This window comes from Microbacterium memoriense, assembly GCF_025398275.1.
Lineage (GTDB): Bacteria > Actinomycetota > Actinomycetes > Actinomycetales > Microbacteriaceae > Microbacterium > Microbacterium memoriense.
This window is the reverse complement of sequence record NZ_JAODOR010000011.1, coordinates 147897-168905: the sequence shown is the minus strand read 5'-3', so window position 1 is coordinate 168905 and position 21009 is coordinate 147897. Positions and strand designations below refer to the sequence as shown.

General features: G+C 68.9%; 18 protein-coding genes and 1 riboswitch. Of the genes, 10 read left to right on the top strand and 8 right to left on the bottom strand.

Going from position 1 to position 21009, the window contains the following annotated elements; genetic code table 11:
- Positions 1-28: 28 nt before the first annotated feature.
- The 4 genes from N4R40_RS10135 (at position 29) to N4R40_RS10120 (ending at position 2991) form a co-directional block, all read left to right on the top strand.
- Positions 29-874 carry an amino acid ABC transporter permease gene (locus N4R40_RS10135; RefSeq protein ID WP_261607255.1) on the top strand — a complete coding sequence of 282 codons (846 nt, stop codon included), beginning with the start codon at positions 29-31 and terminating at the stop codon, positions 872-874.
- Positions 871-1605 (top strand): amino acid ABC transporter ATP-binding protein, encoded by a 735-nt coding sequence (locus tag N4R40_RS10130; protein ID WP_261607254.1) that lies wholly within the window; start codon positions 871-873, stop codon positions 1603-1605. The genes N4R40_RS10135 and N4R40_RS10130 overlap by 4 nt, the downstream gene beginning before the upstream one ends.
- A 268-nt stretch (positions 1606-1873) precedes the next feature.
- Positions 1874-2344 (top strand): MarR family winged helix-turn-helix transcriptional regulator, encoded by a 471-nt coding sequence (locus N4R40_RS10125; RefSeq protein WP_261607253.1) that lies wholly within the window; start codon positions 1874-1876, stop codon positions 2342-2344.
- Entirely contained in the window at positions 2341-2991 is a 651-nt protein-coding gene (locus N4R40_RS10120; protein ID WP_261607252.1) for an NAD(P)H-dependent oxidoreductase, read from the top strand. The genes N4R40_RS10125 and N4R40_RS10120 overlap by 4 nt, the downstream gene beginning before the upstream one ends.
- A 3-nt stretch (positions 2992-2994) precedes the next feature.
- Here the strand turns inward: N4R40_RS10120 and N4R40_RS10115 are convergent, their stop codons facing one another.
- Both N4R40_RS10115 and glyA read right to left on the bottom strand, forming a co-directional pair.
- Positions 2995-3876 (bottom strand): bifunctional methylenetetrahydrofolate dehydrogenase/methenyltetrahydrofolate cyclohydrolase, encoded by an 882-nt coding sequence (locus N4R40_RS10115; RefSeq protein ID WP_261607251.1) that lies wholly within the window; start codon positions 3874-3876, stop codon positions 2995-2997.
- 147 nt (positions 3877-4023) lie between these two features.
- A complete protein-coding gene (glyA, locus tag N4R40_RS10110; RefSeq protein ID WP_261607250.1) occupies positions 4024-5298 on the bottom strand; it encodes a serine hydroxymethyltransferase in 1275 nt (424 codons plus the stop codon).
- Between the two features lie 75 nt (positions 5299-5373).
- Positions 5374-5458: riboswitch (ZMP/ZTP riboswitch) on the bottom strand.
- 77 nt (positions 5459-5535) lie between these two features.
- Here glyA and N4R40_RS10105 point away from each other — a divergent pair.
- The 4 genes from N4R40_RS10105 to N4R40_RS10090 are packed head-to-tail and all read left to right on the top strand — an operon-like array spanning position 5536 to position 9948.
- On the top strand, positions 5536-7029 hold the full coding sequence (locus tag N4R40_RS10105) for a beta-N-acetylhexosaminidase (RefSeq protein ID WP_261607249.1): 1494 nt from the start codon (positions 5536-5538) through the stop codon (positions 7027-7029).
- Entirely contained in the window at positions 7026-8168 is a 1143-nt protein-coding gene (gene nagA, locus N4R40_RS10100; protein ID WP_261607248.1) for an N-acetylglucosamine-6-phosphate deacetylase, read from the top strand. Before N4R40_RS10105 ends, nagA begins: the two co-directional genes overlap by 4 nt.
- Before the next feature lie 23 nt (positions 8169-8191).
- On the top strand, positions 8192-8587 hold the full coding sequence (locus N4R40_RS10095; RefSeq protein WP_261607247.1) for a YrdB family protein: 396 nt from the start codon (positions 8192-8194) through the stop codon (positions 8585-8587).
- Positions 8584-9948: an FAD-binding oxidoreductase gene (locus tag N4R40_RS10090; protein WP_261607246.1), complete on the top strand. Its 1365-nt coding sequence runs from the start codon at positions 8584-8586 to the stop codon at positions 9946-9948. Before N4R40_RS10095 ends, N4R40_RS10090 begins: the two co-directional genes overlap by 4 nt.
- Before the next feature lie 236 nt (positions 9949-10184).
- On the opposite strand, the gene N4R40_RS10085 is transcribed toward N4R40_RS10090, so the two are convergent.
- The 3 genes from N4R40_RS10085 to N4R40_RS10075 form a co-directional block, all read right to left on the bottom strand.
- The gene (locus N4R40_RS10085; RefSeq protein ID WP_261607245.1) at positions 10185-10964 is read right to left on the bottom strand and encodes a glucosamine-6-phosphate deaminase; all 780 of its coding nucleotides are present in this window, start codon (positions 10962-10964) and stop codon (positions 10185-10187) included.
- Positions 10957-11295 carry an ROK family protein gene (locus N4R40_RS10080; RefSeq protein ID WP_407665883.1) on the bottom strand — a complete coding sequence of 113 codons (339 nt, stop codon included), beginning with the start codon at positions 11293-11295 and terminating at the stop codon, positions 10957-10959. The genes N4R40_RS10085 and N4R40_RS10080 overlap by 8 nt, the downstream gene beginning before the upstream one ends.
- Before the next feature lie 130 nt (positions 11296-11425).
- Complete coding sequence (locus N4R40_RS10075; protein ID WP_261607243.1) at positions 11426-12601, bottom strand: ROK family transcriptional regulator; 1176 nt, start codon at positions 12599-12601, stop codon at positions 11426-11428.
- Between the two features lie 194 nt (positions 12602-12795).
- Here N4R40_RS10075 and N4R40_RS10070 point away from each other — a divergent pair, with 194 nt between their 5' ends.
- Positions 12796-14256 (top strand): L,D-transpeptidase, encoded by a 1461-nt coding sequence (locus N4R40_RS10070; RefSeq protein ID WP_261607242.1) that lies wholly within the window; start codon positions 12796-12798, stop codon positions 14254-14256.
- A 173-nt stretch (positions 14257-14429) separates the two neighbouring features.
- Here the strand turns inward: N4R40_RS10070 and N4R40_RS10065 are convergent, their stop codons facing one another.
- Positions 14430-16646 (bottom strand): NADP-dependent isocitrate dehydrogenase, encoded by a 2217-nt coding sequence (locus N4R40_RS10065; RefSeq protein ID WP_261607241.1) that lies wholly within the window; start codon positions 16644-16646, stop codon positions 14430-14432.
- Positions 16647-16829: 183 nt separating this feature from the next.
- Here N4R40_RS10065 and N4R40_RS10060 point away from each other — a divergent pair, with 183 nt between their 5' ends.
- Positions 16830-17282: a GNAT family N-acetyltransferase gene (locus tag N4R40_RS10060; protein WP_261607240.1), complete on the top strand. Its 453-nt coding sequence runs from the start codon at positions 16830-16832 to the stop codon at positions 17280-17282.
- A gap of 12 nt (positions 17283-17294) precedes the next feature.
- Here N4R40_RS10060 and N4R40_RS10055 read toward each other — a convergent pair whose 3' ends face one another.
- Positions 17295-19109, bottom strand: coding sequence for an ABC transporter ATP-binding protein (locus tag N4R40_RS10055; protein ID WP_261607239.1), 1815 nt, complete (start codon positions 19107-19109; stop codon positions 17295-17297).
- The gene (locus tag N4R40_RS10050; protein WP_261607238.1) at positions 19106-20956 is read right to left on the bottom strand and encodes an ABC transporter ATP-binding protein; all 1851 of its coding nucleotides are present in this window, start codon (positions 20954-20956) and stop codon (positions 19106-19108) included. The genes N4R40_RS10055 and N4R40_RS10050 overlap by 4 nt, the downstream gene beginning before the upstream one ends.
- Between the last annotated feature and the right edge of the window lie 53 nt (positions 20957-21009).

The following is a 21009-nucleotide window of genomic DNA, read 5'->3' as shown; positions in this document are numbered from 1 at the left end:
GCATCGCCCGGTCGAGTACCGTCGATTCGTGACCGTGCACACCCCGAGCGAGCTCGAACTCGGCCGACAGGCGTACCGCGCCGGGCGGGCGAGGCGATCGGTGCTCGTCGCGATCGCCTCGACGATCGCATTCGCGGTGATCGTCTGGGCGACCGTCATCAACACCCCCGGCTGGGCCGCGGTGCAGCGTTCGTTCTTCGATCCCACGATCGCCCTCGCCTCGCTCCCCCGCATCTGGGACGGGTTTCTGCTCAACCTCACCGTGCTCGGCCTGTCGGTGATCACGGTCGGCATCTGCGCGCTCGCGATCGCCCTCCTGCGCACCCTCCGCGGGCCGGTGTTCTTTCCCGTCCGAGTGCTCGCGGCGGCATACACCGACATCTTCCGCGGGCTGCCGTTCATCATCGTGCTCTACCTGTTCGGTTTCGGCGTGCCGACCCTCATCGGCGAGCGCATCCATCCGGTCGTGCTCGGCACGATCGCGGTCACTCTCACCTACTCGGCGTACGTGTCGGAAGTGATCCGGGCGGGCATCGAGGCGGTGCATCCCTCGCAGACCCTCGCCGCCCGCGCACTGGGACTCGGCTACACGCGGACGATGCGCACGGTCGTGTTGCCGCAGGCCCTGCGCAAAATGACGCCGCCGCTCATGAACGACTTCGTCGCAATGCAGAAAGACGTCGGACTCATCTCGATCCTCGGGGCCGTCGATGCCGTGCTGGCGGCGAAGATCGAGTCGTCGCAGACCTATAATTTCACGCCGTACGTGGTCGCCGGCATCCTGTTCATCCTGCTGGCGATCCCGACGGTCCGCCTCACCGACTGGTACACCGCGAAGCTGCGGGCACGCGAGCAGGCGGGGGCGATCCTGTGACCGCACTCCTGCAGGCGACGGATCTCTGGAAGTCGTTCGGCGACCAGGAAGTGCTCCGCGGAGTGTCGCTGGCCCTCGAGACGCACGAAGTCGTCGCGCTGATCGGCGCCTCCGGGTCGGGCAAATCTACGCTGTTGCGCTGCCTGGGGCTCCTCGAACCGATCGATGACGGCCAGATCTTCCTCGATGGGGCCGACATCTCCGACCCACGGGTCGACGGCAACCGGGTGCGCGCACGGTTCGGCGCCGTCTTCCAGAGTTACAACCTGTTTCCGCACCTCTCGGTGCTCGACAATGTGACCCTCGCATCGCGCGTCGTACACCGAATGCCGCGTCGCGCCGCCGAGGACCGCGCGATGGGGTTGCTCGAGCGCATCGGGCTGGCACCACTCGCCCGCGAACACCCCGACCGGCTCTCGGGCGGACAGCAGCAGCGGGCCGCGATCGTGCGCGCGATCGCGACCGATCCGGAAGTCCTGCTCCTCGACGAGATCACGTCGGCGCTCGACCCGGAACTCGTCGGTGAAGTGCTCGAATTGGTGCGCGAGCTCGCCGCGGAGGGCGCGACCATCCTGATGGCAACCCACGAGATGGCATTCGCTCGCGATGTCGCCGACCGTGTCGTGTTCCTCGATGAGGGCATCGTCCGGGAACAGGGCACGCCGAGCGAGGTGTTCGGTGCGCCGCGCGAGGTGCGCACCCGCGCGTTCCTGTCCCGCTTCACGGCCTGATCCCCCGCGGGTGCGGCGCCTTCGCCCACCGAGGCGGCGTCAGCCTGCGTTGCCGCTTCTTCGCGTCCGCCTGTACCCCACGCAGGACCACCGCCCGGCGGGACGCCGCCGGGTGCCGGAAAAACGCGCCGCGCGGGCGCGCGCGGCCGCGCCCGTCCTGCATTGGGTACAGGACCCCGCGCTGTCGTCGGCCGGCTGGGCGGCAGCCGCGGGACATCCGCTGTGTCAACCTGTTGACACCCAGGAGGTCAACTGGTTTACTCAGGGGATGACGACCCGCATCACCTTCACGTTGCACGAACTGGTCGCCGCCCTCGACGGCTACGCCGACCGCGTGTTGGGCGAGCGGTTCGGCGTGAGCTTCAACCATTTCGTCTTCTTGGCCGTCCTCGCCGATGTCGAGCCCTCCGATATGACCACGCTCGCACGCTGCCTCGGCATCTCGAAGGCTGCGGTGAGCAAACGCGTTCCCGCGCTGGTGGAGGGCGGCTGGATCACCGGCGCCCCGGGGGCGGGACGCAGCATCCTGCTCCAGCTCACCGAGCGCGGCGCCACGCTCGTCCGCGAGGCGGGAGACGTGCTCGAGGGAGAGTTCACCGCCCTCCTCGGCCACCCCGCCCTCGCCGAGGACCCCGTCGATGTGCCCCGTCTCGACCGTCAGCTGTCCGCTCTCGCCCACATCGTCCGCGCCACACCCGTTTCCGCTGCGGGAACCCCCCAAGGAGCCGCATCCTCATGACCTCGCCCGCGCACATCCTGGTCGTCATCGGGTCGCCGATCGCCGACAGCCTGAACCACGCGCTGGCCGCCGCCTACGTCGACGCCGCGCGCACCGATGGCGCCGAGATCCGCGTCGTCGACCTCTCGCGCGACTCGGTTCCGCAGCATCCTGTGGTTCGGGGCGAACTGCGGATGCCGCGCACTTCGGAAGACGTGCCGCTTCCCGATGAAGCCGTGACCTATGTCGCCGGGGTCGAGTGGGCGGATCATCTCGTGTTCTTCTTCCCGCAGTGGTGGGGCACGTATCCCGCCGCGATGAAGGCGTACATCGACCGCGTGTTCCTGTCGGGCTTCGCGTTCCGCTACCGCGAGAGGGGCAGTCTGTGGGACAAGCTTCTCACCGGGCGCACCGCCCGCATCGTCATGACGATGGACTCCCCCCGTGCGTGGAACGCATGGATGTACCGCGACGCCGCAATCCGCACACTGCGCACAGCGACGCTGGAGTACTGCGGCGTCCGGGTCCGAGGAGTGACGCGCCTCGCCGCGGTGCGCCACAGCTCCGCGACAACACGCGAGACATGGCTCAGCCGCATGGCGACCTTCGGTGCGAAAGACGCCCGGGGCGTCACCGCCCTGGTGCGGGACACGCTCGTCCCCGCCTGACCGTCAGCGCGCGGCGCGCTCCGCCGCCTCGACCACGTTGGTCAGCAGAAGCGCGACGGTCATCGGTCCCACGCCCCCCGGGTTGGGCGAGAGATAGCCGGCGACCTCGGCGACGTCGGGGTGGACGTCACCTCGGACGACGGACTTCCCCGTGTCCGGGTCGAGCTCTCGGGTGACCCCGACATCGAGGACAGCGGCGCCGGGCTTGACGTCCTCGGCGCGGATGAGGTGAGCGACGCCCGCCGCCGCGACGATGACATCCGCCTGCCGCAGATACTGGCCGGCATCCACCGTTCCGGTGTGCGTGAGGGTGACGGTCGCGTTCAGCTCACGCCGGGTCAACAACAGCCCGATCGAGCGACCGATCGTCACCCCGCGACCGACGACGACGACGTGCTTGCCCTTCAGGTCGTAGTCGTTACGCAGGAGCAGCTCGATCACGCCGCGCGGCGTGCACGGCAGAGGAGTGTCGATCGGGCCGTTGACGTTCAACACCAGGCGCCCGAGGTTGGTCGGGTGGAGGCCGTCGGCATCCTTCGCCGGGTCGATCCGCTCGAGGATCGCGTCGGTGTCGATGTGCTTCGGCAGCGGCAACTGCACGATGTAGCCGTGGCAGGTGGGGTCGGCGTTGAGTTCGTCGATCAGCGCTTCGACCTGCGCCTGCGTCGCGTCGGCCGGCAGCTCGCGCTGGATCGAGTTCATCCCGAGCGCCTCGGACTGCGTGTGCTTCATCCCGACGTAGAGCTGGGATGCCGGGTCGGCACCGACCAGGACCGTCGCGATGCCCGGGACGATTCCGCGCGCCTTCAGCGCCGCGACCCGCTCCGCGAGCTCGGCCTTGATCTCGGCCGCGGCGGCCTTCCCATCCAATGTGACAGCAGTCATGCTCTCTCCTCGTTCGTGTTCTCCACCCGGCTCCCCGGACCGCGAGACACCCTTTATGCCCCGAGACACTGAATGCCCGCGCGTGTCTCGGTGCACCAGACGTGTCTCGCGGACGCGCAGACTGCCCGCGCGGGGGGGGATGCCGGGTTACTGGTGGAGGTTGGGGTACAGGGGGAAGGCCTCGGCCAGGGTGGCAACACGGGCGCGGAGGGCCTCGACATCGGCGCCGGGCAGGAGCGCCAGCGCGATGATGTCGGCCACCTCGGTGAACTCGGCATCGCCGAAGCCCCGGGTCGCGAGCGCCGGCGTGCCGATGCGCAGACCCGAGGTCACCATCGGCGGACGCGGGTCGTTGGGGACCGCGTTGCGGTTGACCGTGATGCGGATCTCGTGCAGCAGGTCTTCGGCCTGCTTGCCGTCGATCGCGGCGTCGCGGAGGTCCACGAGCACGAGGTGCACATCGGTGCCGCCGGAGCGGACGGAGATGCCGGCATCCTTCACGTCCTGCTGGCCGAGGCGGTCGGCGAGCAGGGCCGCGCCGCGGACGACGCGCTCCTGACGCTCCTTGAACTCGGGCGTCGCCGCGAGCTTGAACGCGGTCGCCTTCGCCGCGATGACGTGCATGAGCGGTCCGCCCTGCTGACCCGGGAAGACCGCCGTGTTGATCTTCTTGGCAAGATCGGCGTCGTTCGTCAGGATGAAGCCCGAGCGCGGGCCGCCGATCGTCTTGTGCACGGTCGACGAGACGACGTGCGCGTGCGGGACGGGCGAGGGGTGGATGCCGGCGGCCACGAGCCCGGCGAAGTGCGCCATGTCGACCCACAGGAGGGCGCCGACCTCGTCGGCGATCTCGCGGAAACGCGCGAAGTCGAGCTGGCGGGGGTACGCCGACCATCCGGCGATGATGACCTTGGGCTGGTGCTCGCGCGCGAGGCGGGCGACCTCGTCCATATCGATGATCGAGGTCTCGGGGTCGACGCCGTACGCGACGATGTTGTAGAGCCGGCCGGAGAAGTTGATCTTCATGCCGTGCGTCAGGTGCCCGCCGTGATCGAGCGAGAGACCGAGCAGCGTGTCACCGGGACGGGCGATCGCGTGGAGGACCGCGGCGTTCGCCGTGGCGCCCGAGTGCGGCTGGACGTTGGCGAACTCGGCACCGAAGAGGGCCTTCGCACGCGAGATCGCGAGCTCCTCGGCGACGTCGACCTCTTCGCAGCCACCGTAATAGCGACGGCCGGGGTAGCCTTCGGCGTACTTGTTGGTCAGCACGGAGCCCTGCGACTGCAGCACCGAGACGGGCACGAAGTTCTCGGAGGCGATCATCTCGAGATAGCCGCGCTGGCGATCGAGCTCGCGCTCGAGCACGGCGGCGATCTCGGGGTCGACCTCGGAGAGCGGGGCGTTGAAGTAGGAGTCGGTCATGGGATCCTCCGGTGGTTGAGTGCCGCCACCCGATGGCGATCACACAGGTGATCAGGGCGACGGTATATCGAAACCACGGCCGACCCAGGCGAACGGTCGAAATGCCATGTCGATCGCTCCCTGGTGGTGGCCCACCTCAACGCCAGTCGCGACGTTGTCGAGCATATCGGATGCCCGCTCGATAAGCTCTCGTGCACCCTTTTGTTAGGACCCTGTACTTGACATGATGGAGGGATCATGGCCCCGCCGCACCTCATCCCCACGCCCACCTCGATGACCGCGGTGCCGAGCTCACCGTTCCGGTTGGGTGCGGGGGCCGCGATCTCCGGTGACCCCGACGCCGTCGCGGCGTTGCAGGCGCATCTGGATGCCCTTCCCGACGCACCCTCCGCCGGCCCCATCACCCTGACGGTCGAGGCAGGCGGAGCGGCCGGGTCCTACCGACTCGAGGTGGATGCGGCATCCGTCACGGTCGCGGGCGCGGATCCGGCTGGCCTGTTCGCGGGCATCCAGACCCTCAGCCAACTCGTGCAGAGCGGGCCGGACGGATGGTCGATCCCCGCCGTCCGCATCGACGACGAGCCCCGGTTCGCCTATCGCGGAGTCATGCTCGACGTCGCGCGGCACTTCCACGATGTCGACACGGTCAAGGCCTACATCGACCGGGCGTCGTCGCTGAAGTTCAACGTCCTGCATCTGCACCTCAGTGACGATCAGGGCTGGCGCCTGGAGATCCTCTCCCGACCCGACCTGACCGCACGCGCCGCGGCGAGCTCTGTGGGCGGGGACGCCGGCGGCTTCTACACGCAGGACGACTATCGCGAGATCGTCGCGTACGCCGCCGCTCACCACATGATCGTCGTGCCCGAGATCGATGTCCCCGGTCACACGCACGCGGTCAGCCTCGCCTACCCCGAACTCAGCGAGCAGCCCGTTCTCTCGGAGCACGTCCACGAGGTCGTCGCTCTCTTCGGCGGCGACCTTCCCGAGAACGGGACAGGCTACGACGGGATGGCCGTCGGCTTCTCGTCGCTGAAGATCCATGAAGAGGCGACGTATGACTTCCTGCGCGATGTCTTCCGCGAGGTCGCGGGACTCACCCCCGGCCCGTACCTCCACTTCGGCGGGGATGAAGCCCTCGGCACCGGCCCGGCGGACCTCGCCGCATTCGTCGCGCGCGCCTCGGCGCTCGTCGCCGAAACCGGCAAGATCCCCGTCGCCTGGCACGAGGCCGGCGCGGCAGACCGCCTCGCCGCCGGGACGATCGGGCAGTACTGGGGCTTCGTGTCGCCGACGGACGGCATGGACGACAAGGCGCGTCGGTTCGTCGCCGGCGGCGGCCGGATCATCCTGTCGCCGGCTGATGCGATCTACCTCGACATGAAGTTCAGCGCCTCGAGCCCGCTCGGACTCACCTGGGCGAACGGTCCGACGAGCCTGCGCCGCGCATACGAATGGGGCCCGGCGGCGGTGATCGACGGCATCGGTGATGCGGAGATCCTCGGGGTCGAAGCCCCGCTGTGGACTGAAACGATCCGCGACCTCGCCGCGATCGACGCGATGGCGTTTCCGCGGATCGCGGCGGCAGCCGAGGCGGCGTGGTCCGCCCCGTTCGCGTCGACGCCGGAACGCACCTGGGAGTCCTTCCGCACGCGGGTCGCAGGCCTCGAGCCGCTGTGGACCCGACTCGGCATCCGGTTCACCCCGGTCCAGGCGGGAGATCCGTCATGACGATCGTCATCCACTCCGCGCGCCTCGTGGATGAGGGGCAGGTCACCCAAGATGCCTGGGTGGCGTTCGCCGAGGGGATCGTCAGTGCGCGGGGAACCGGCCCGGTCTGGCGCGAGATCGCGCCAGCGGAGATCGTCGACGCGGCGGGGGCGCTCCTGAGCCCGGGCCTCATCGACATCCACGGTCACGGCGGTGGCGGCGCGGCCTACGACGACGGTCTCGACGCGATCCGCACCGCGCGTGCCGTGCACCTCGCGCACGGCACGACACGCGCCGTCCTTTCCCTCGTCACCGCCTCGGTCGACGATCTCGCCGCACGGGTGGCCGGGATCGCCGATCTCGCCGAGCGGGACGCCACGATCCTCGGTTCGCATCTCGAAGGACCGTTCCTCGACGCGGCCCATAAGGGCGCGCACACCGAGTCCTTGCTTCGCGCTCCGGATGCCGCATCCGTCGACCGGCTGATCGAGGCCGGTCGCGGGACCGTCCGCCACGTGACCCTCGCTCCGGAGCTCCCCGGAGGGCTTGCCGCCGTCGCCCAGTTCGTCGCCGGCGGGGTTGCGGTTGCGGTCGGCCACACGAACGCGACCCGCGATCAGGCCGCCGCCGCCTTCGCCGCAGGCGCGACGCTGCTGACGCACGCCTTCAATGCGATGCCCGGCATCCATCACCGCGCTCCCGGCCCGATCCTCGCCGCGATGCAGGATCCGCGGGTCACTCTGGAGCTGATCGCCGACGGCATCCACGTGCACCCCGATGTCATCGCGCTCGCCTTCGCGGGAGCGTCCGGCCGGATCGCGCTCATCACCGACGCGATGGCCGCGGCGGGCGCGCCCGAGGGTCACTACCTGTTGGGCGGGCTCGCGGTCACGGTCCGGGATGGCACCGCGCGATTGGATGCGGATGGGGCGATCGCCGGTTCGACGCTCACGCAGGATGCGGCGTTGCGCCTCTCGGTCGAGTGCGGAATCGCCCTGCCGGATGCGTTCGCCGCCGCCACGGGTGTGCCCGCGCGCGCGCTGGGTCTGGACGATCGCCACGGCTCCTTGCGCGTCGGCGCGGTCGCCGACGCTGTCCTCTGGGATGACGGGTTGCGCGTCCGCGACGTCTGGGTGGACGGCATCCGGCACGTCGGTTGACGTACGCCGCGTAAACTGGGCGCATGGCCGATCTCCCCACCGTTCGCCCCGAGAAACCGGCCGAACCGCTCCCGGCGGGCACGCGCCCGCCGCTCGATGCCGTCGCGGTCGCCGCATTCCTGTGCGAGCTGTTCGCTTTCGGCACGCTCGCGGTCTGGGGCTTCACCGCCTGGCCGTTCCCGTGGAACATCGTCGTCGGCATCGCCGCACCGATCATCGCGATTCTGCTCTGGGCGCTGTTCGTCTCGCCGCGCGCCGTCTTCGCCGTGCATCCGTTCGTGCGGGCGCTCGTCGAACTCCTCGTGTACGCGTCGGCCACGATCGTCTGGTGGACGAGCGGATCACCCTGGATCGGTTTGGCCTTCGCCGTCGTCGCCGTCACGGTGGGCCTCATCGCGGGACGCCGCCGCCTCGCATGACATCCGATGTCGTCGCCCTCTTGCGCGCTGCGCTGGGCGACCGCGTCGACACCTCTCCCGCCTCACGGAACCACGCGCGCGCCGACAAGTCGGGTCACGCCGCCGACGGCACGCCGCTCGCCGTCGTGCACGCGGCCTCGGTGCACGACGTGCAGGAGACCCTGCGGATCGCCTCGGCGACCGGTACCCCCGTCGTCACGCGCGGAGCGGCGACCGGCCTCGCCGGCGGCGCGAACACGGGTGCGGGCGAGATCGCCCTATCGCTGCGGGCGATGGACCGCATCCTGGAGGTGCGACCGGATGATCTCCTCGCCGTCGTGGAACCGGGCATCCTCAACGCCGACCTCGATCGCGCCCTCACCGCGCAGGGCCTGTGGTGGCCACCGGACCCCGCCAGCCGTGAGATCTCGACCGTCGGCGGCAACATCGCCACCGGCGCCGGCGGGTTGCTGTGCGCCAAATACGGGGTGGTGCGCGACTGCGTCCTCGCTCTCGATGTCGTCCTCGCCGACGGGCGACTCCTCCAGCTCGGCCACCGGAGCGTGAAGGGTGTCACCGGGCTCGACCTCACGGCGCTGATGATCGGGTCCGAGGGCACGCTCGGGGTGATCGTCGGCGCAACGCTGAAACTGCGTCGACGCATCGCCGGCGAGACGCGCACGCTCACTGCCACGTTCCCGGGCGTGCGCGACGCGGCAGTCGCGTCGGCCGCTGTGACCGCCTCGGACGTGCAGCCGGCGATCATGGAGCTGATGGATGCCGCGTCCCTCGCGGCCGTCCACGCCCACCTCGCGCTCCCCCTGCCCGCTCGCGGGCAGGCGCAATTGACGATCCAGACCGACGGCCCGTCCGCGGCTGCCGACGCCGACGCGATAGCCGCTGTGCTCGCGGCCGCCGGCGGGACGGTGCGCGTCGCGGCCGACGGCACCGAAGCGGAGCAGCTGTGGCGCGTGCGGCGCTCGATGCATCCCGCGATGGAGACGCTCGGGACGACGCTCATCGAGGATGTATCGGTGCCGCGGAGCGCCCTGCCGGCGATGTTCGACGAGATCACCCGCGTCGAGGAGGCGTACGGGCTCACCATCCCGACCGTCTGCCATGCCGGCGATGGCAACCTGCATCCGAACTTCGTCTTCGCCGGTTCCGTTGTGCCGGATGCCGTGTGGGCCGCCGCCGACGAGATCTTCCGGGCCGCGCTCCGCCTCGGCGGAACGCTGACCGGCGAGCACGGCATCGGCGTGCTCAAGAGCCGGTGGCTACGCGACGAGCTGGGCGACGATCAATGGGAGCTGCAGCGGCAGATCGCCCGCGTCTTCGATCCGGCCGGCATCCTCAACCCGGGCAAGGTCTTCGCGACCTGAGGAAGACACGAGCCGATGCGCGCCCGGCCGTGGGCAGCGCCGCCGGCATCCCGTCGCTGCGCGTGGATGCCGCAGAGTCCTTCATCCGGCGCGTTCTGCACCTTGCGGCGCGAATACCGGTGATTCCAGCCGGATGAGGAACGCTTGGCATCCGTCATCCGGCGCACATCCCGTCCCGCGTGGCGGATACCCGCCATCTCGGCCGGATGAGGTGCTCTGCCGGCCAGCGCCGCGCCTCAGAGTCCCTGCCAGGCCGGCTTGTTGGCGAACGCGTAGCGGTAATAGTCCGCGTGCTCGAGCTGCGATGCGGCGGCTTCGTCGATCACGACCGTGACGTGCTCGTGCAGCTGGATGGCGGAGCCCGGCAGCGACGAGCTGATCGGCCCTTCCACGGCCCCCGCCACAGCCCGGGCCTTGCCCTCGCCGAACGCAAGGAGGAACAGGTGCCGCGCCGACAGGATCGTCCCGAGTCCCTGCGTGATGCAGTGCATCGGCACGTCGTCGACCGAGTCGAAGAAGCGCGCGTTGTCCTCGCGCGTCTGCTCGATGAGCGTCTTCACCCGGGTCCGTGACGCGAACGACGAGCCGGGCTCGTTGAAGCCGATGTGGCCGGACGTGCCGATCCCCAGGATCTGCAGATCGATGCCGCCGGCCGCCGCGATCGCCCGCTCGTAGTCATCGCCGGCGTGCGAGATGGTCTCGAGTGCACCGTTGGGTGTCTGGATGCGGTCGGGGTCGAGGCCGAGCGGCTCCACGACCTCCTTCGTGATGACGGATCGGTAGCTCTCGGGGTGATGCGGATCGATACCGACGTACTCGTCGAGCGCGAAGCCCCGCACCTGCGAGACGTCGACGCCGGTCAGGCGCGAGCGAAGCGCCTCGTACACCGGCATCGGCGTCGAGCCGGTTGCGAGACCGAGCACCGCGTCGGGACGCGCCGAGACGAGCTTCACGATCTCGTCGGCGACCAGGACACCGGCAGCCGCTGCGGACGGGACGATGATGACTTCAGCCATGAGCGACGGTCTCCTGTTCGTGAGTGGCGGTGCCGATGAGAGCCGCGCCCAGCGCTGCCGCGGGAGATCCCGGCGGCAGCAGTTCGATCCGGTCCGCCAAGTGCAGCGAGCGCACGAACGGGGATGCCGCCGCGCTCGCCTCGAGTTCGGTCAGCACACGGCTCAGCATACGGTCGCCGAGCGCGCTGATGCCTCCCCCCAACACGACCGATTCCACGTCGGTGGACAGCACGATGATCCGCACCGCGGCGGCGACACCGAACACGAACCCGTCCCGCAGCGCGATGGCGACTCGGTCGCCGGCATCCGCCGCGTCGAGCCGTCGACCCAGTGGAGCAGCCGGCGAGAACGACAGCCGAAGCGCCGAGGAGCGCGATTGCTCCGAGCTTCTTGTTCATGGTGTCTCCCTTTTTCTCTCTTGGTGGTTCCCGGGGGTGACCATCCGGGGGAATGGATGGGTGTCAGGACACCCCGAGCTGTCCGGACAAGACCATGACAGCAGCGCCGCGGAGGACGATGTCCTCGCCTTGCTCCGTCATTCGCACCTGCACGCCGTCGTGGAACTCGGCGAGCGTGCGGGTGCGCAGGGTCAGGGCGGTCGCCTGTGCGAGCGGTCCCTCGAGAAGTGCATCGGGGCCGGAGAGGATGATCTCCGAGAGGTCGAGGGCGCCCACGATCGGCGCGAGGGCGATGCCCAGCCGCGCGCCGGCGTCGCGCAGCACCGCATCGCGATCGACCCCAGGTTCGCTCAGTCGCGCCGCGAGAGAGGGCGCCGACAGCCAGGCTTCCAGGCATCCGACCTTTCCGCAGACGCAGACCGGCCCCCCGTCGGTGCCGACGGTGACGTGGCCGATCTCGCCCGCGGCGAAGCGACTTCCGCGGAGCGGCTGACCGCCGGTGAGCAGGCCGGAGCCCACACCGCGACCGACACGCACGAGGAGCACGTCATCATCGGCGCCGCCGAACGTGTACTCGGCGAGGACCGCCGCGTTGGCATCGTTGGCCACGAGCACGGGAAGCCCGAGCTCCGCGTGCAACACGCCCTCGAGGTCGACTCCCGTCCAGCCGAAGTTCGGAGCGGTGAGGACCACACCGCGGTCGTTGACGACACCGGGGCTTCCGACGCCGATGCCGAGGACGGGGGCGTGCGCATCGCCGACGAGCGTGCGCGCCAACGCCGTGACGACCGAGAGGATGTCGGCGGAGTCCGCCGGCACCGGGACATCGTGGCGCGCGACGATCTCGCCGTCGAGCGTGAGGATGGCGCCGAGGAAGCGCTCGCTGCCGGAGAGGTCGAGGCCCACGATGCGGTGACCGTCGCGGTCGAGGTCGACGAGGATCGCGGGCTTGCCCGGGCCGGCGGCCTCGCGGGTCCCCCGCTCGATCACGTAGCCGTCGATGATGAGCTCGGCGACGAGGTCCGAGATGGTCACGCGGGTCAGGCCGGTCTCGCGAGCGAGATCGGCGCGGCTCATCGCTCCCTGGTGGAACAGGGTCTGCAGAACGAGCGAGCGGTTGTGTGCGCGAGCATGCTCGGGCAGCACCTTGCGTGCGTGACGCAGCGAACGGCCGACGCCGAAGGAGCGACCGGCAAGAGGGGCGACGGCGGCGGCGCGGGGAGTTTCGACCTCGGACATGTTTGTTAGTAGACCTTACGAACCATGCGGAGACAAGCGGTTTCCCCAATTTGCGAGGAGCGTATACAAAACCGTTACATTCGCGGGATCTCACGACAGAGGTCACGGCGCAGGGCAGAATTCGCTCCGATCTCGCGTTCAGTCACCATCGCGTACCATGGAGGGGCGCAAATGCGCCAATCCGGGGGTGAAGAGTGACCGATCTGGCCACAACAAATGAGGCTGACGACACGGCGCCGACAGTGGCGACCGATGTGGCATCGGCATCTGCCACGCAGGACGCCACCCCCGTCGAGTGGGCCCCCGCAGAACCGGCGGCACCGAAGAAGCGTCGCCTGTGGCTCTGGATCGGGGTTCCCGCGCTCGTCGTCGCCGGCGGCGCGGCCGCAGCATCCCTGGTTCTCATCGCCCCGGGGACGTCCGTCGCCGGTGTCCCGGTCGGGTTCATGACCGAAGGCGCCGCCACCGACGCCATCCAGCAGCGCCTGGCAGAGACGACCGTGACTCTCGGTGAGGGTGGCCCCACGGTCACCGGCGCAGAGCTCGGCGCGAGCGTGGATGCGGCGGCCCTCGCCGCGAGCACGTTCGCCGATCGGCCGCTCTGGAACGTTTCGCAGTGGTTCGGCGATCCGGTCGAGACGGACATCGTCCTGGAGCCGGCCGCGGCCGCAACCGTGCTCCGCGACGCCCTCCCGGCCGCCTACAGCGACCCCACTCCCGCTGCCGTCGTCTTCAGCGACGGCCAGTTCACCGTCACGCCGGCGGTCGACGGCACCGGCATCGACGTGGACGCCGTCTCTTCAGCCCTCGCCGCCGGCTTCTCCACGGGAGCGCTCGACTCCGTTGTCGCCACCGAGCCGGCATCCGTGGCCGCGGCAGCCACGACCGAGGCCGCGCAGGGAGTCGCCGACAATGCGAACGCCCTCCTCGCCACGGTCGGCTTCTACGTCGGCGATGAGCGCACGGTTCCGGTCGATGCGGCTACTGCCGCAAGCTGGATGACCATCACCTCGGACGAGACCGGCGTGTTCTCGATCACGGCGGATGCCGCCAAGATCCAGCCCGTCGTCGACACGCTGCCCGCCGCCGTGAACCGCGATCCGATCAACGGCACCGCCATCGTCAACTCCGACGACACGGTGTTGTCCACGAGCGTCGCCGGTCAGGACGGCCGCGTCCTGGGCGACACATCGTCGGTCGCCAGCGACTTCGCCGCTCAGTTGGCCGCGGGCAACGGCGTGTACACGCTGCCCGTGGAAGTCACCGCCGCCACGACCACGACCCTCGCGCGCCTGCTCGAAGTCGATGTGGGAGAACAGCGCCTCTACCTGAAGGAAAACGGCGTCGTCGTCGATTCATGGTTGATCTCGAGCGGACGCGTCGGCGCCGACACCGAGTACGGTCGCTACCGGATCGGCTGGAAGACGCCGGTGCAGACGATGCGCGGGACGGCGCTGGACTCCGGCGTGGTGTACGAGCAGCCCGATGTGCGCTGGGCCATGTATTTCAACGGCGACCAGGCATTCCACGGCGTCTACTGGCACAGCAGCTGGGGCACCCGCAAGAGCGCGGGCTGCGTCGGCATGCCGAACTCGCGCGCCGAGCAGATCTACGCGTGGGCACCGCAGGGTACCGACGTCTGGATCCACGACTGATCCTCGCTCCCTGACGCGCCTGGCGCCGAGTGCACTGGCTCTCACCCACCGCGCTGGTCGCGCGACGTGAGCAACACGCGCATTCGCGGATAACCGGCGCACTCGGCGACCACGGAACCGCGCAAGGAAGAAGGACCGGATGCCGCGGCATCCGGTCCTTCTTCACCTCACCCTCAGAGAGCGTCGATGATGGCGTTCAGCGTGGCGGAGGGACGCATGACGGCCTCGACCTTGGCGGCGTCGGGGTGGTAATAGCCACCGATCTCGACCGCGTCACCCTGGACGGCGAGCAGCTCGTCGACGATGCGCTGCTCGTTCGCCGCGAGCTCTGCGGCGATCGGTGCGAACACGGCGGCAAGCTCGGCATCCGCCGTCTGTCCCGCGAGCTCCTGCGCCCAGTACAACCCGAGGTAGAAGTGGCTCCCGCGGTTGTCGATCGTGCCGAGCGAACGCCCCGGCGACCTGTCGTTCTCGAGGAACGTGCCGGTCGCGGCATCCAACGTGTCGGCGAGGATCTTGGCCTTGGCATTGCCGGTGTACACCGACAGGTGCTCGAGCGACGCGGCCAGCGCGAAGAACTCACCGAGCGAGTCCCAGCGCAGGTAGTCCTCTTCGAGGAGCTGCTGCACGTGCTTGGGTGCCGAGCCACCCGCACCGGTCTCGAAGAGTCCGCCGCCGGCGAGCAGCGGGACGATCGAGAGCATCTTGGCGCTCGTGCCGACCTCGAGGATCGGGAAGAGGTCGGTGAGGTAGTCGCGCAGGACGTTGCCGGTGACCGAGATGGTGTCTTCGCCCTTGCGCATGCGCGCGAGCGAGTACCGCGTGGCCTCTGCCGGCGGCAGGATCACAATCGTGATGTCGTGGGTTTCGAGCGTCGCCAGCGCCTGGTGGACCTTGGCGATGAGCTGTGCGTCGTGCGCGCGGTTGACGTCGAGCCAGAACACGGCGGGGACTCCGGTGGCCCGTGCGCGCGTGACCGCGAGGCGCACCCAGTCGATGACCGCGATGTGCTTGGTCTGCGTCGCGCGCCAGATGTCGCCGGCGTTCACCTCGTGCTCGATCAGCACGGTGCCGACACTGTCGAGCACGTGCACGGTACCCGCCGAGGCGATCTCGTAGGTCTTGTCGTGGCTGCCGTACTCCTCGGCCGCTTGAGCCATCAGACCGACGTTGGGAACGCTGCCGATCGTCGCGGGGTCGAGCGGGCCGTTCGCGTTGACGTCATCGAGGACCGCCTGGTAGACGCTCGCATATGAGGAGTCCGGGATCACGGCGATCGTGTCGTCTTCGCCGCCGTCCTTGCCCCACAGCTTGCCGCCGTTACGGACGAGGGCGGGCATCGACGCATCCACGATGACGTCGCTCGGGACGTGCAGGTTCGTGATGCCCTTGTCGCTGTTCACGTACGACAGCCGCGGACCGCTCTCGAGGCCGGCGGTGAACGCGGCGGCGATCTCGGCGCCGCCCTCGAGCTCGGCGAGGCCCGCAAGGATCGCGCCGAGTCCGTTGTTGCCGTCGAGGCCCGCTGCCCGCAACTGATCGCCGTAGGTGTCGAAGACATCGGCGAAGAAGACGCGCACGACGTGTCCGAAGATGATCGGGTCGCTGACCTTCATCATCGTGGCTTTGAGGTGCACCGAGTAGAGGACATCCTCTGCCTTGGCCTGGGCGAGGGTGTCCGCGAGGAATGCGTCGAGGGCGGATGCCGAGAGGAACGTCGCGTCGATGATCTCGCGCGGGAGGACCTTGAGTCCCTCCTTCAGCACGGTCACGGTGCCGTCGGTGGCCGTGTGCCGAATGGAGAGCACGTCGTCGTGCGCCGCGACCCAGCTCTTCTCATTGCTCTTGAAATCGTCGTGCCCCATCGTGGCGACGCGCGTCTTCGACCCGGCCGGGAACGCCTTGTTGCGGTGCGGATGCTTGCGTGCGTAGTTCTTGACCGACAGCGGCGCGCGGCGGTCGCTGTTGCCCTCGCGGAGAACGGGGTTCACGGCCGAGCCCTTGATGCGGTCGTAACGCGCGCGGATGTCCTTCTCGTCGAGCGTCGACGCGTCATCCGGGTAGTCCGGGATGTCGTAGCCCTGCGACTGAAGCTCCGCGATCGCGGCCTTCAGCTGCGGGATGGATGCCGAGATGTTCGGCAACTTGATGATGTTCGCCTCGGAGAGAGTCGCGAGGCCACCGAGTTCGGCGAGCGCATCGCCGACCTGCTGCTCGGGCGTCAGGCGCTGGGGGAAGGCGGCGAGAATGCGGCCCGCGAGCGAGATGTCACGGATATCGACTTCGACGCCGGCCTGGCCGGCGACGGCCCGGACGATCGGCAGAAACGAAGCGGTCGCGAGTGCCGGAGCCTCGTCGGTATGGGTGTAGATGATGGTGGATTCAGACACGTCTGATCTCTCTCCTCGAGCGGCGCGGTTCGCGATCCAGCCTACCCCACCGACCGAAAGTATCTTGATATCGAGATATCTAGCGGGGGTCTCGACTCCCGCTCCGTGCGACCGGCGACCAGAACGGCAGCGGGTCGGCGGCCGCGCGTTTCCTATGCGGCGATCGACCGCTACCCTGGGGTCATGACCGAGCTGCGCCTCGTGGAACTGTCCGCCTCGACGATCGTCGCGGTGAACACCATGTCCCTCAAGCCCGGGCAGGAGCAATATCTTGCCCCGACGAGCTACGCCGTCGCCGGCGCTGTCGTCAATCCGACGACAGCGTGGCAACGGGTCGTGCTGGACGGCGACGAAGTCGTCGGCTTCGTCAGCGCGAACTTCGATCCCGAGGCGCCCCAGGAGCACTTCCGCTCCGTACTGTGGCGCATCAACGTGGATGCCGACGATCAGGGCCGTGGTGTCGGCCGCTTCGCGGTCGACGGGCTCCTGGAAGAAGCGCGCGAACGCGGCATCGACCATGTCGACGTGATCTACGAAGCAGGCGAAGAGGGCCCCGAGGCTTTCTTCCGTCGCGTGGGATTCACCCCGACGGGAGAGACGGAGTTCGGCGAGGTCGTCGCCGAAATCCGCCTCTAGAAGGCCCTCGGGTCAGACCAGCGATTCCCGCCAGGCCGCGTGGAGACGCGCGAACTTGCCCGTGCCGGCGATGAGTGTCGCCGGAGTGTCATCTTCGATGATCTCGCCGTGCTCCATCACGAGCACACGATCTGCGATCGCGACGGTCGACAAGCGATGCGCGATGATGATCGCCGTCCGGTCTGCCAGCAGGGTCTGCAAGGCCTCTTGGATCTGACGTTCGCTCGGAATGTCGAGTGAGGCAGTGGCCTCATCGAGGATCAGCACCGCCGGGTCCGCCAGGAACGCGCGCGCGAAGGAGATGAGCTGACGCTGCCCCGCCGACACCCGTCCCCCGCGCTTGTTGACGTCTGTCGCGTAGCCGTCCGGCAACCGCTGGATGAAGTCGTCCGCGCCTACGGCCCGCGCGGCGGCCTTGATCTCGTCGAGGGTCGCATCGGGCTTGCCGAGCGCGATGTTGTCGGCGACCGTGCCGCTGAACAGATACGCCTCCTGCGTCACCATCACGATCGCACGACGCAGATCCTTGGGATGCAGCGACCGGAGGTCGACGCCGTCGAGCGTCACCTGACCGCTCGACGGGTCGTAGAACCGCGACACGAGCTTGGCGAGCGTCGTCTTTCCGGCACCCGTCGTGCCGACCAGCGCGATCGTCTGCCCCGCCGGAATGTCGAGCGAGAAGTGGGGCAGGATCGTCCGGTCGCTCGCGTACCCGAAGACCACGTCACGGAACTCGACGTGACCGCGCGCCTTCCAGAGATCGATCGGGCGCGTCGGATCAGGCACCGTGGGCTGCTCCTCGAGCACGCCCGACACCTTCTCGAGCGCAGCCGTTGCCGACTGGTACGAGTTCAGGAAGAACGCGACCTCCTGCAACGGCGAGAAGAAGTTGCGGACGTACAGCACCGCAGCCAGCAACGTTCCGATCGCGAGCGAGCCGCCACCGACCCGCAGTCCACCCCAGAGGAGCACGCCCGCCACCGCGAACGCGGAGACGACCATCATGCCCGGCTCGAACGTGCCGAACAGCCGCAGCGAGCGCATGTTGACGTCGCGGTACTGACCCGACAGATCGCCGAACTCATCGTCGTTGCGCTCTTCCTTGCGGAAGGCCTTGACGGCGCGGATGCCGGTCATCGACTCGACGAACTTCACGATCACCTTCGCGCTGACGACCCGCGATTCGCGGTACGCCCGCTGGGAGTTGCGGTAGAACCAGCGCATCAGGAAGAACAGCGGCACGCCGGCGACGGCCAGCACGATCCCCGACCGCCAGTCGATGAGCAACAGCGCGACCAGGGTGAACCCGCCGTAGAGGATGCCGGAGACGAGCTCGTTGAGCCCGCCGTCGAGGAGCTCCCGGATCGAATCGAGGTCGCTCGTCTGGCGCGAGATGATCCGCCCCGAGGTGTACGACTCGTGGAATTCGAGACTGAGGCGCTGCGTGTGGAGGAAGATCCTCTTCCGGAGGTCCAGCATGACCGCCTGCGTCAGCCGCGCGGCGACGACGGCATACCACCCGATGAGGGCCGCGCCGCCGATCCCCGACACGAGGTAGACCGCGACGATCACGATCGTCGGCATCCAATTCGCCTCGTCGACCACCTGCGGCAGGGCCGTGTTGATGCCGTACGCGATCAGGGCAGGCCCGGCCACACGGAGCGCGGTCGAGATGACCAAGACGACCCCGGCGAGCGCCAGTTGCATTTTCAGCGGCGTGACGAGTGAGCCGAGCAGGTGCAGCGAGCGGCGGCGGATCGCGCGTGACTCGTCGCGTGTGTAGTCGGAGCGGTCTTCGCCGCTGGTTCCGGTGACAGTCGTGCTCACAGGTCCACCCCCTCGGTCTCGGTTTCGGTCGGTCCGTGAGCTTGCCGTTCCGCGTCTTCCAAGCTCGAGATCACGTGGCGGTAGTGCTCACTCGTGCGCAGGAGGTCGCTGTGCGTGCCGACTGCCGAGACGCGGCCGCCCTCGAGGAGCGCCACCCGGTCGGCGAGCATGACGGTCGACGGCCGGTGTGCCACGACGAGCGTCGTTGTGGCGGCCATCACCCGGCGGAGCGCATCCTCCACGAGCGCTTCGGTCTCGACGTCCAGCGCCGACAGCGGATCGTCGAGCACGAGGACAGCCGGGCGCGCGGCGACCGCACGCGCGAGCGCGAGCCGCTGGCGCTGGCCGCCGGACAGGCTGAGCCCTTCTTCACCGATGACCGTGTCGACGCCCTTCGGGAGGTCCTCGACGAAGCCGGCCTGTGCGACGTCGAGCGCTTCGCGCAGCACCGCCTCGGCTTCGGGGCTGCCGGCGGCGAGGTCTTCACGACCGAGCAGGACGTTCTCCCGCACGGTCTGGGAGAACAGCGTCGCATCCTCGAAGGCCATGCCGACGTGGGTGCGGAGTTCGCGGAGCGTCAAATCGCGCACATCGACGCCGTCGAGGGTGACCCGGCCCGCCGTCACGTCATAGAGGCGTGCGGGCAACGTGGTCAGCGTGGTCTTTCCCGCGCCGGTGAGGCCGACGAGGGCCATCGTCTCTCCGGGCTCGAGCGCGAGATCGATTCCGTCGAGGAGGTCGCGCTCGCTGGGGGCGGCATCCTGATATCGGAAGTGCGCACCCTCGAAGGTGAGCGCACCGCGAGCCTGCGGAACCGTGACCGGTGCGGCGGGGTCGACGATCGTGTTCTCCTCGTCGAACACCTCGTAGATGCGGTCCGTTGCGGTGCGGGCATCCAAGAGGAAGGAGAACAGGAATCCGATCGATTCCATCGGCCAGCGCAAGACCGTGGCCATCGCGAAGAAGGCGACGAGCTCGGCGACACTGAGCTGCCCGAACTGGGCCAGCACGATGCCCACGCCCAGACACAGCGCGAACGCGATGTCGGGCAGGAGCACGAGCCAGAACCAGATCCAACCGACCGCCCGCGCCTTGCTCAGTTCGGTCTCGCGGAGCGTCTCCGCCTGCCGCGTGAACTTCTTCAGTGCGTGCCCGCCGCGACCGAAGGCCTTGAGGACACGGATGCCGTGGACACTCTCCTCGACCGCCGTCGCCAAGTCGCCGGCCTGGTCTTGGCTCTGCCGCGTGAGGCTGCCGTAGCTGCTCTCGAAGCGATAGCCCGCGTACCACAGCGGAGCGCAGACCAGGAGGAAGGTCACCCCCAGCGCCCAGTGCCAACGGAACAGCAGGGCCGCGCCGACGACGATCGTGAGGATGTTGACGACGAGCAGCACGACGCCGAACGCAAGCCAGCGACGCAGCATGCTGATGTCCTGCATCATGCGACTCAGCAACTGGCCGGACTGCCACCGGTCGTGGAATGAGACCGGCAGGCGCTGCAGTCGCTCGTAGAAGCTCGTGCGCAGCGTGTACTCGACGGCGGTCGACGGCGCCAGGACGAACCAGCGGCGAAGCCACACCATCAGCGCTTCGAGGAGACCGAGGACGAGGACCGCGACGGCGCCCCAGATCAGCTGCATCTGGTCCCCCGACGTGATGGGGCCCTGCACGAGGACCTCGAGCACGAGCGGGATCGACAACGCCAGCAGAGCGGCGGCGAGCGCGCTCGCGGCGCCCATGATCAGTCTCGGCAGGACCGGCTTGGCGAACGGATAGAGGCGCGCGAGCGCGCGCACAGTGGACAGCCGCGGCTGTTTCTCGAGGGGTGTCTCGGCAGAAGAGGTCATGATCCTTGGCGGGGTGGTGGTGCGGATGCCGGGGACGGCGAAGGAAGGCGGGC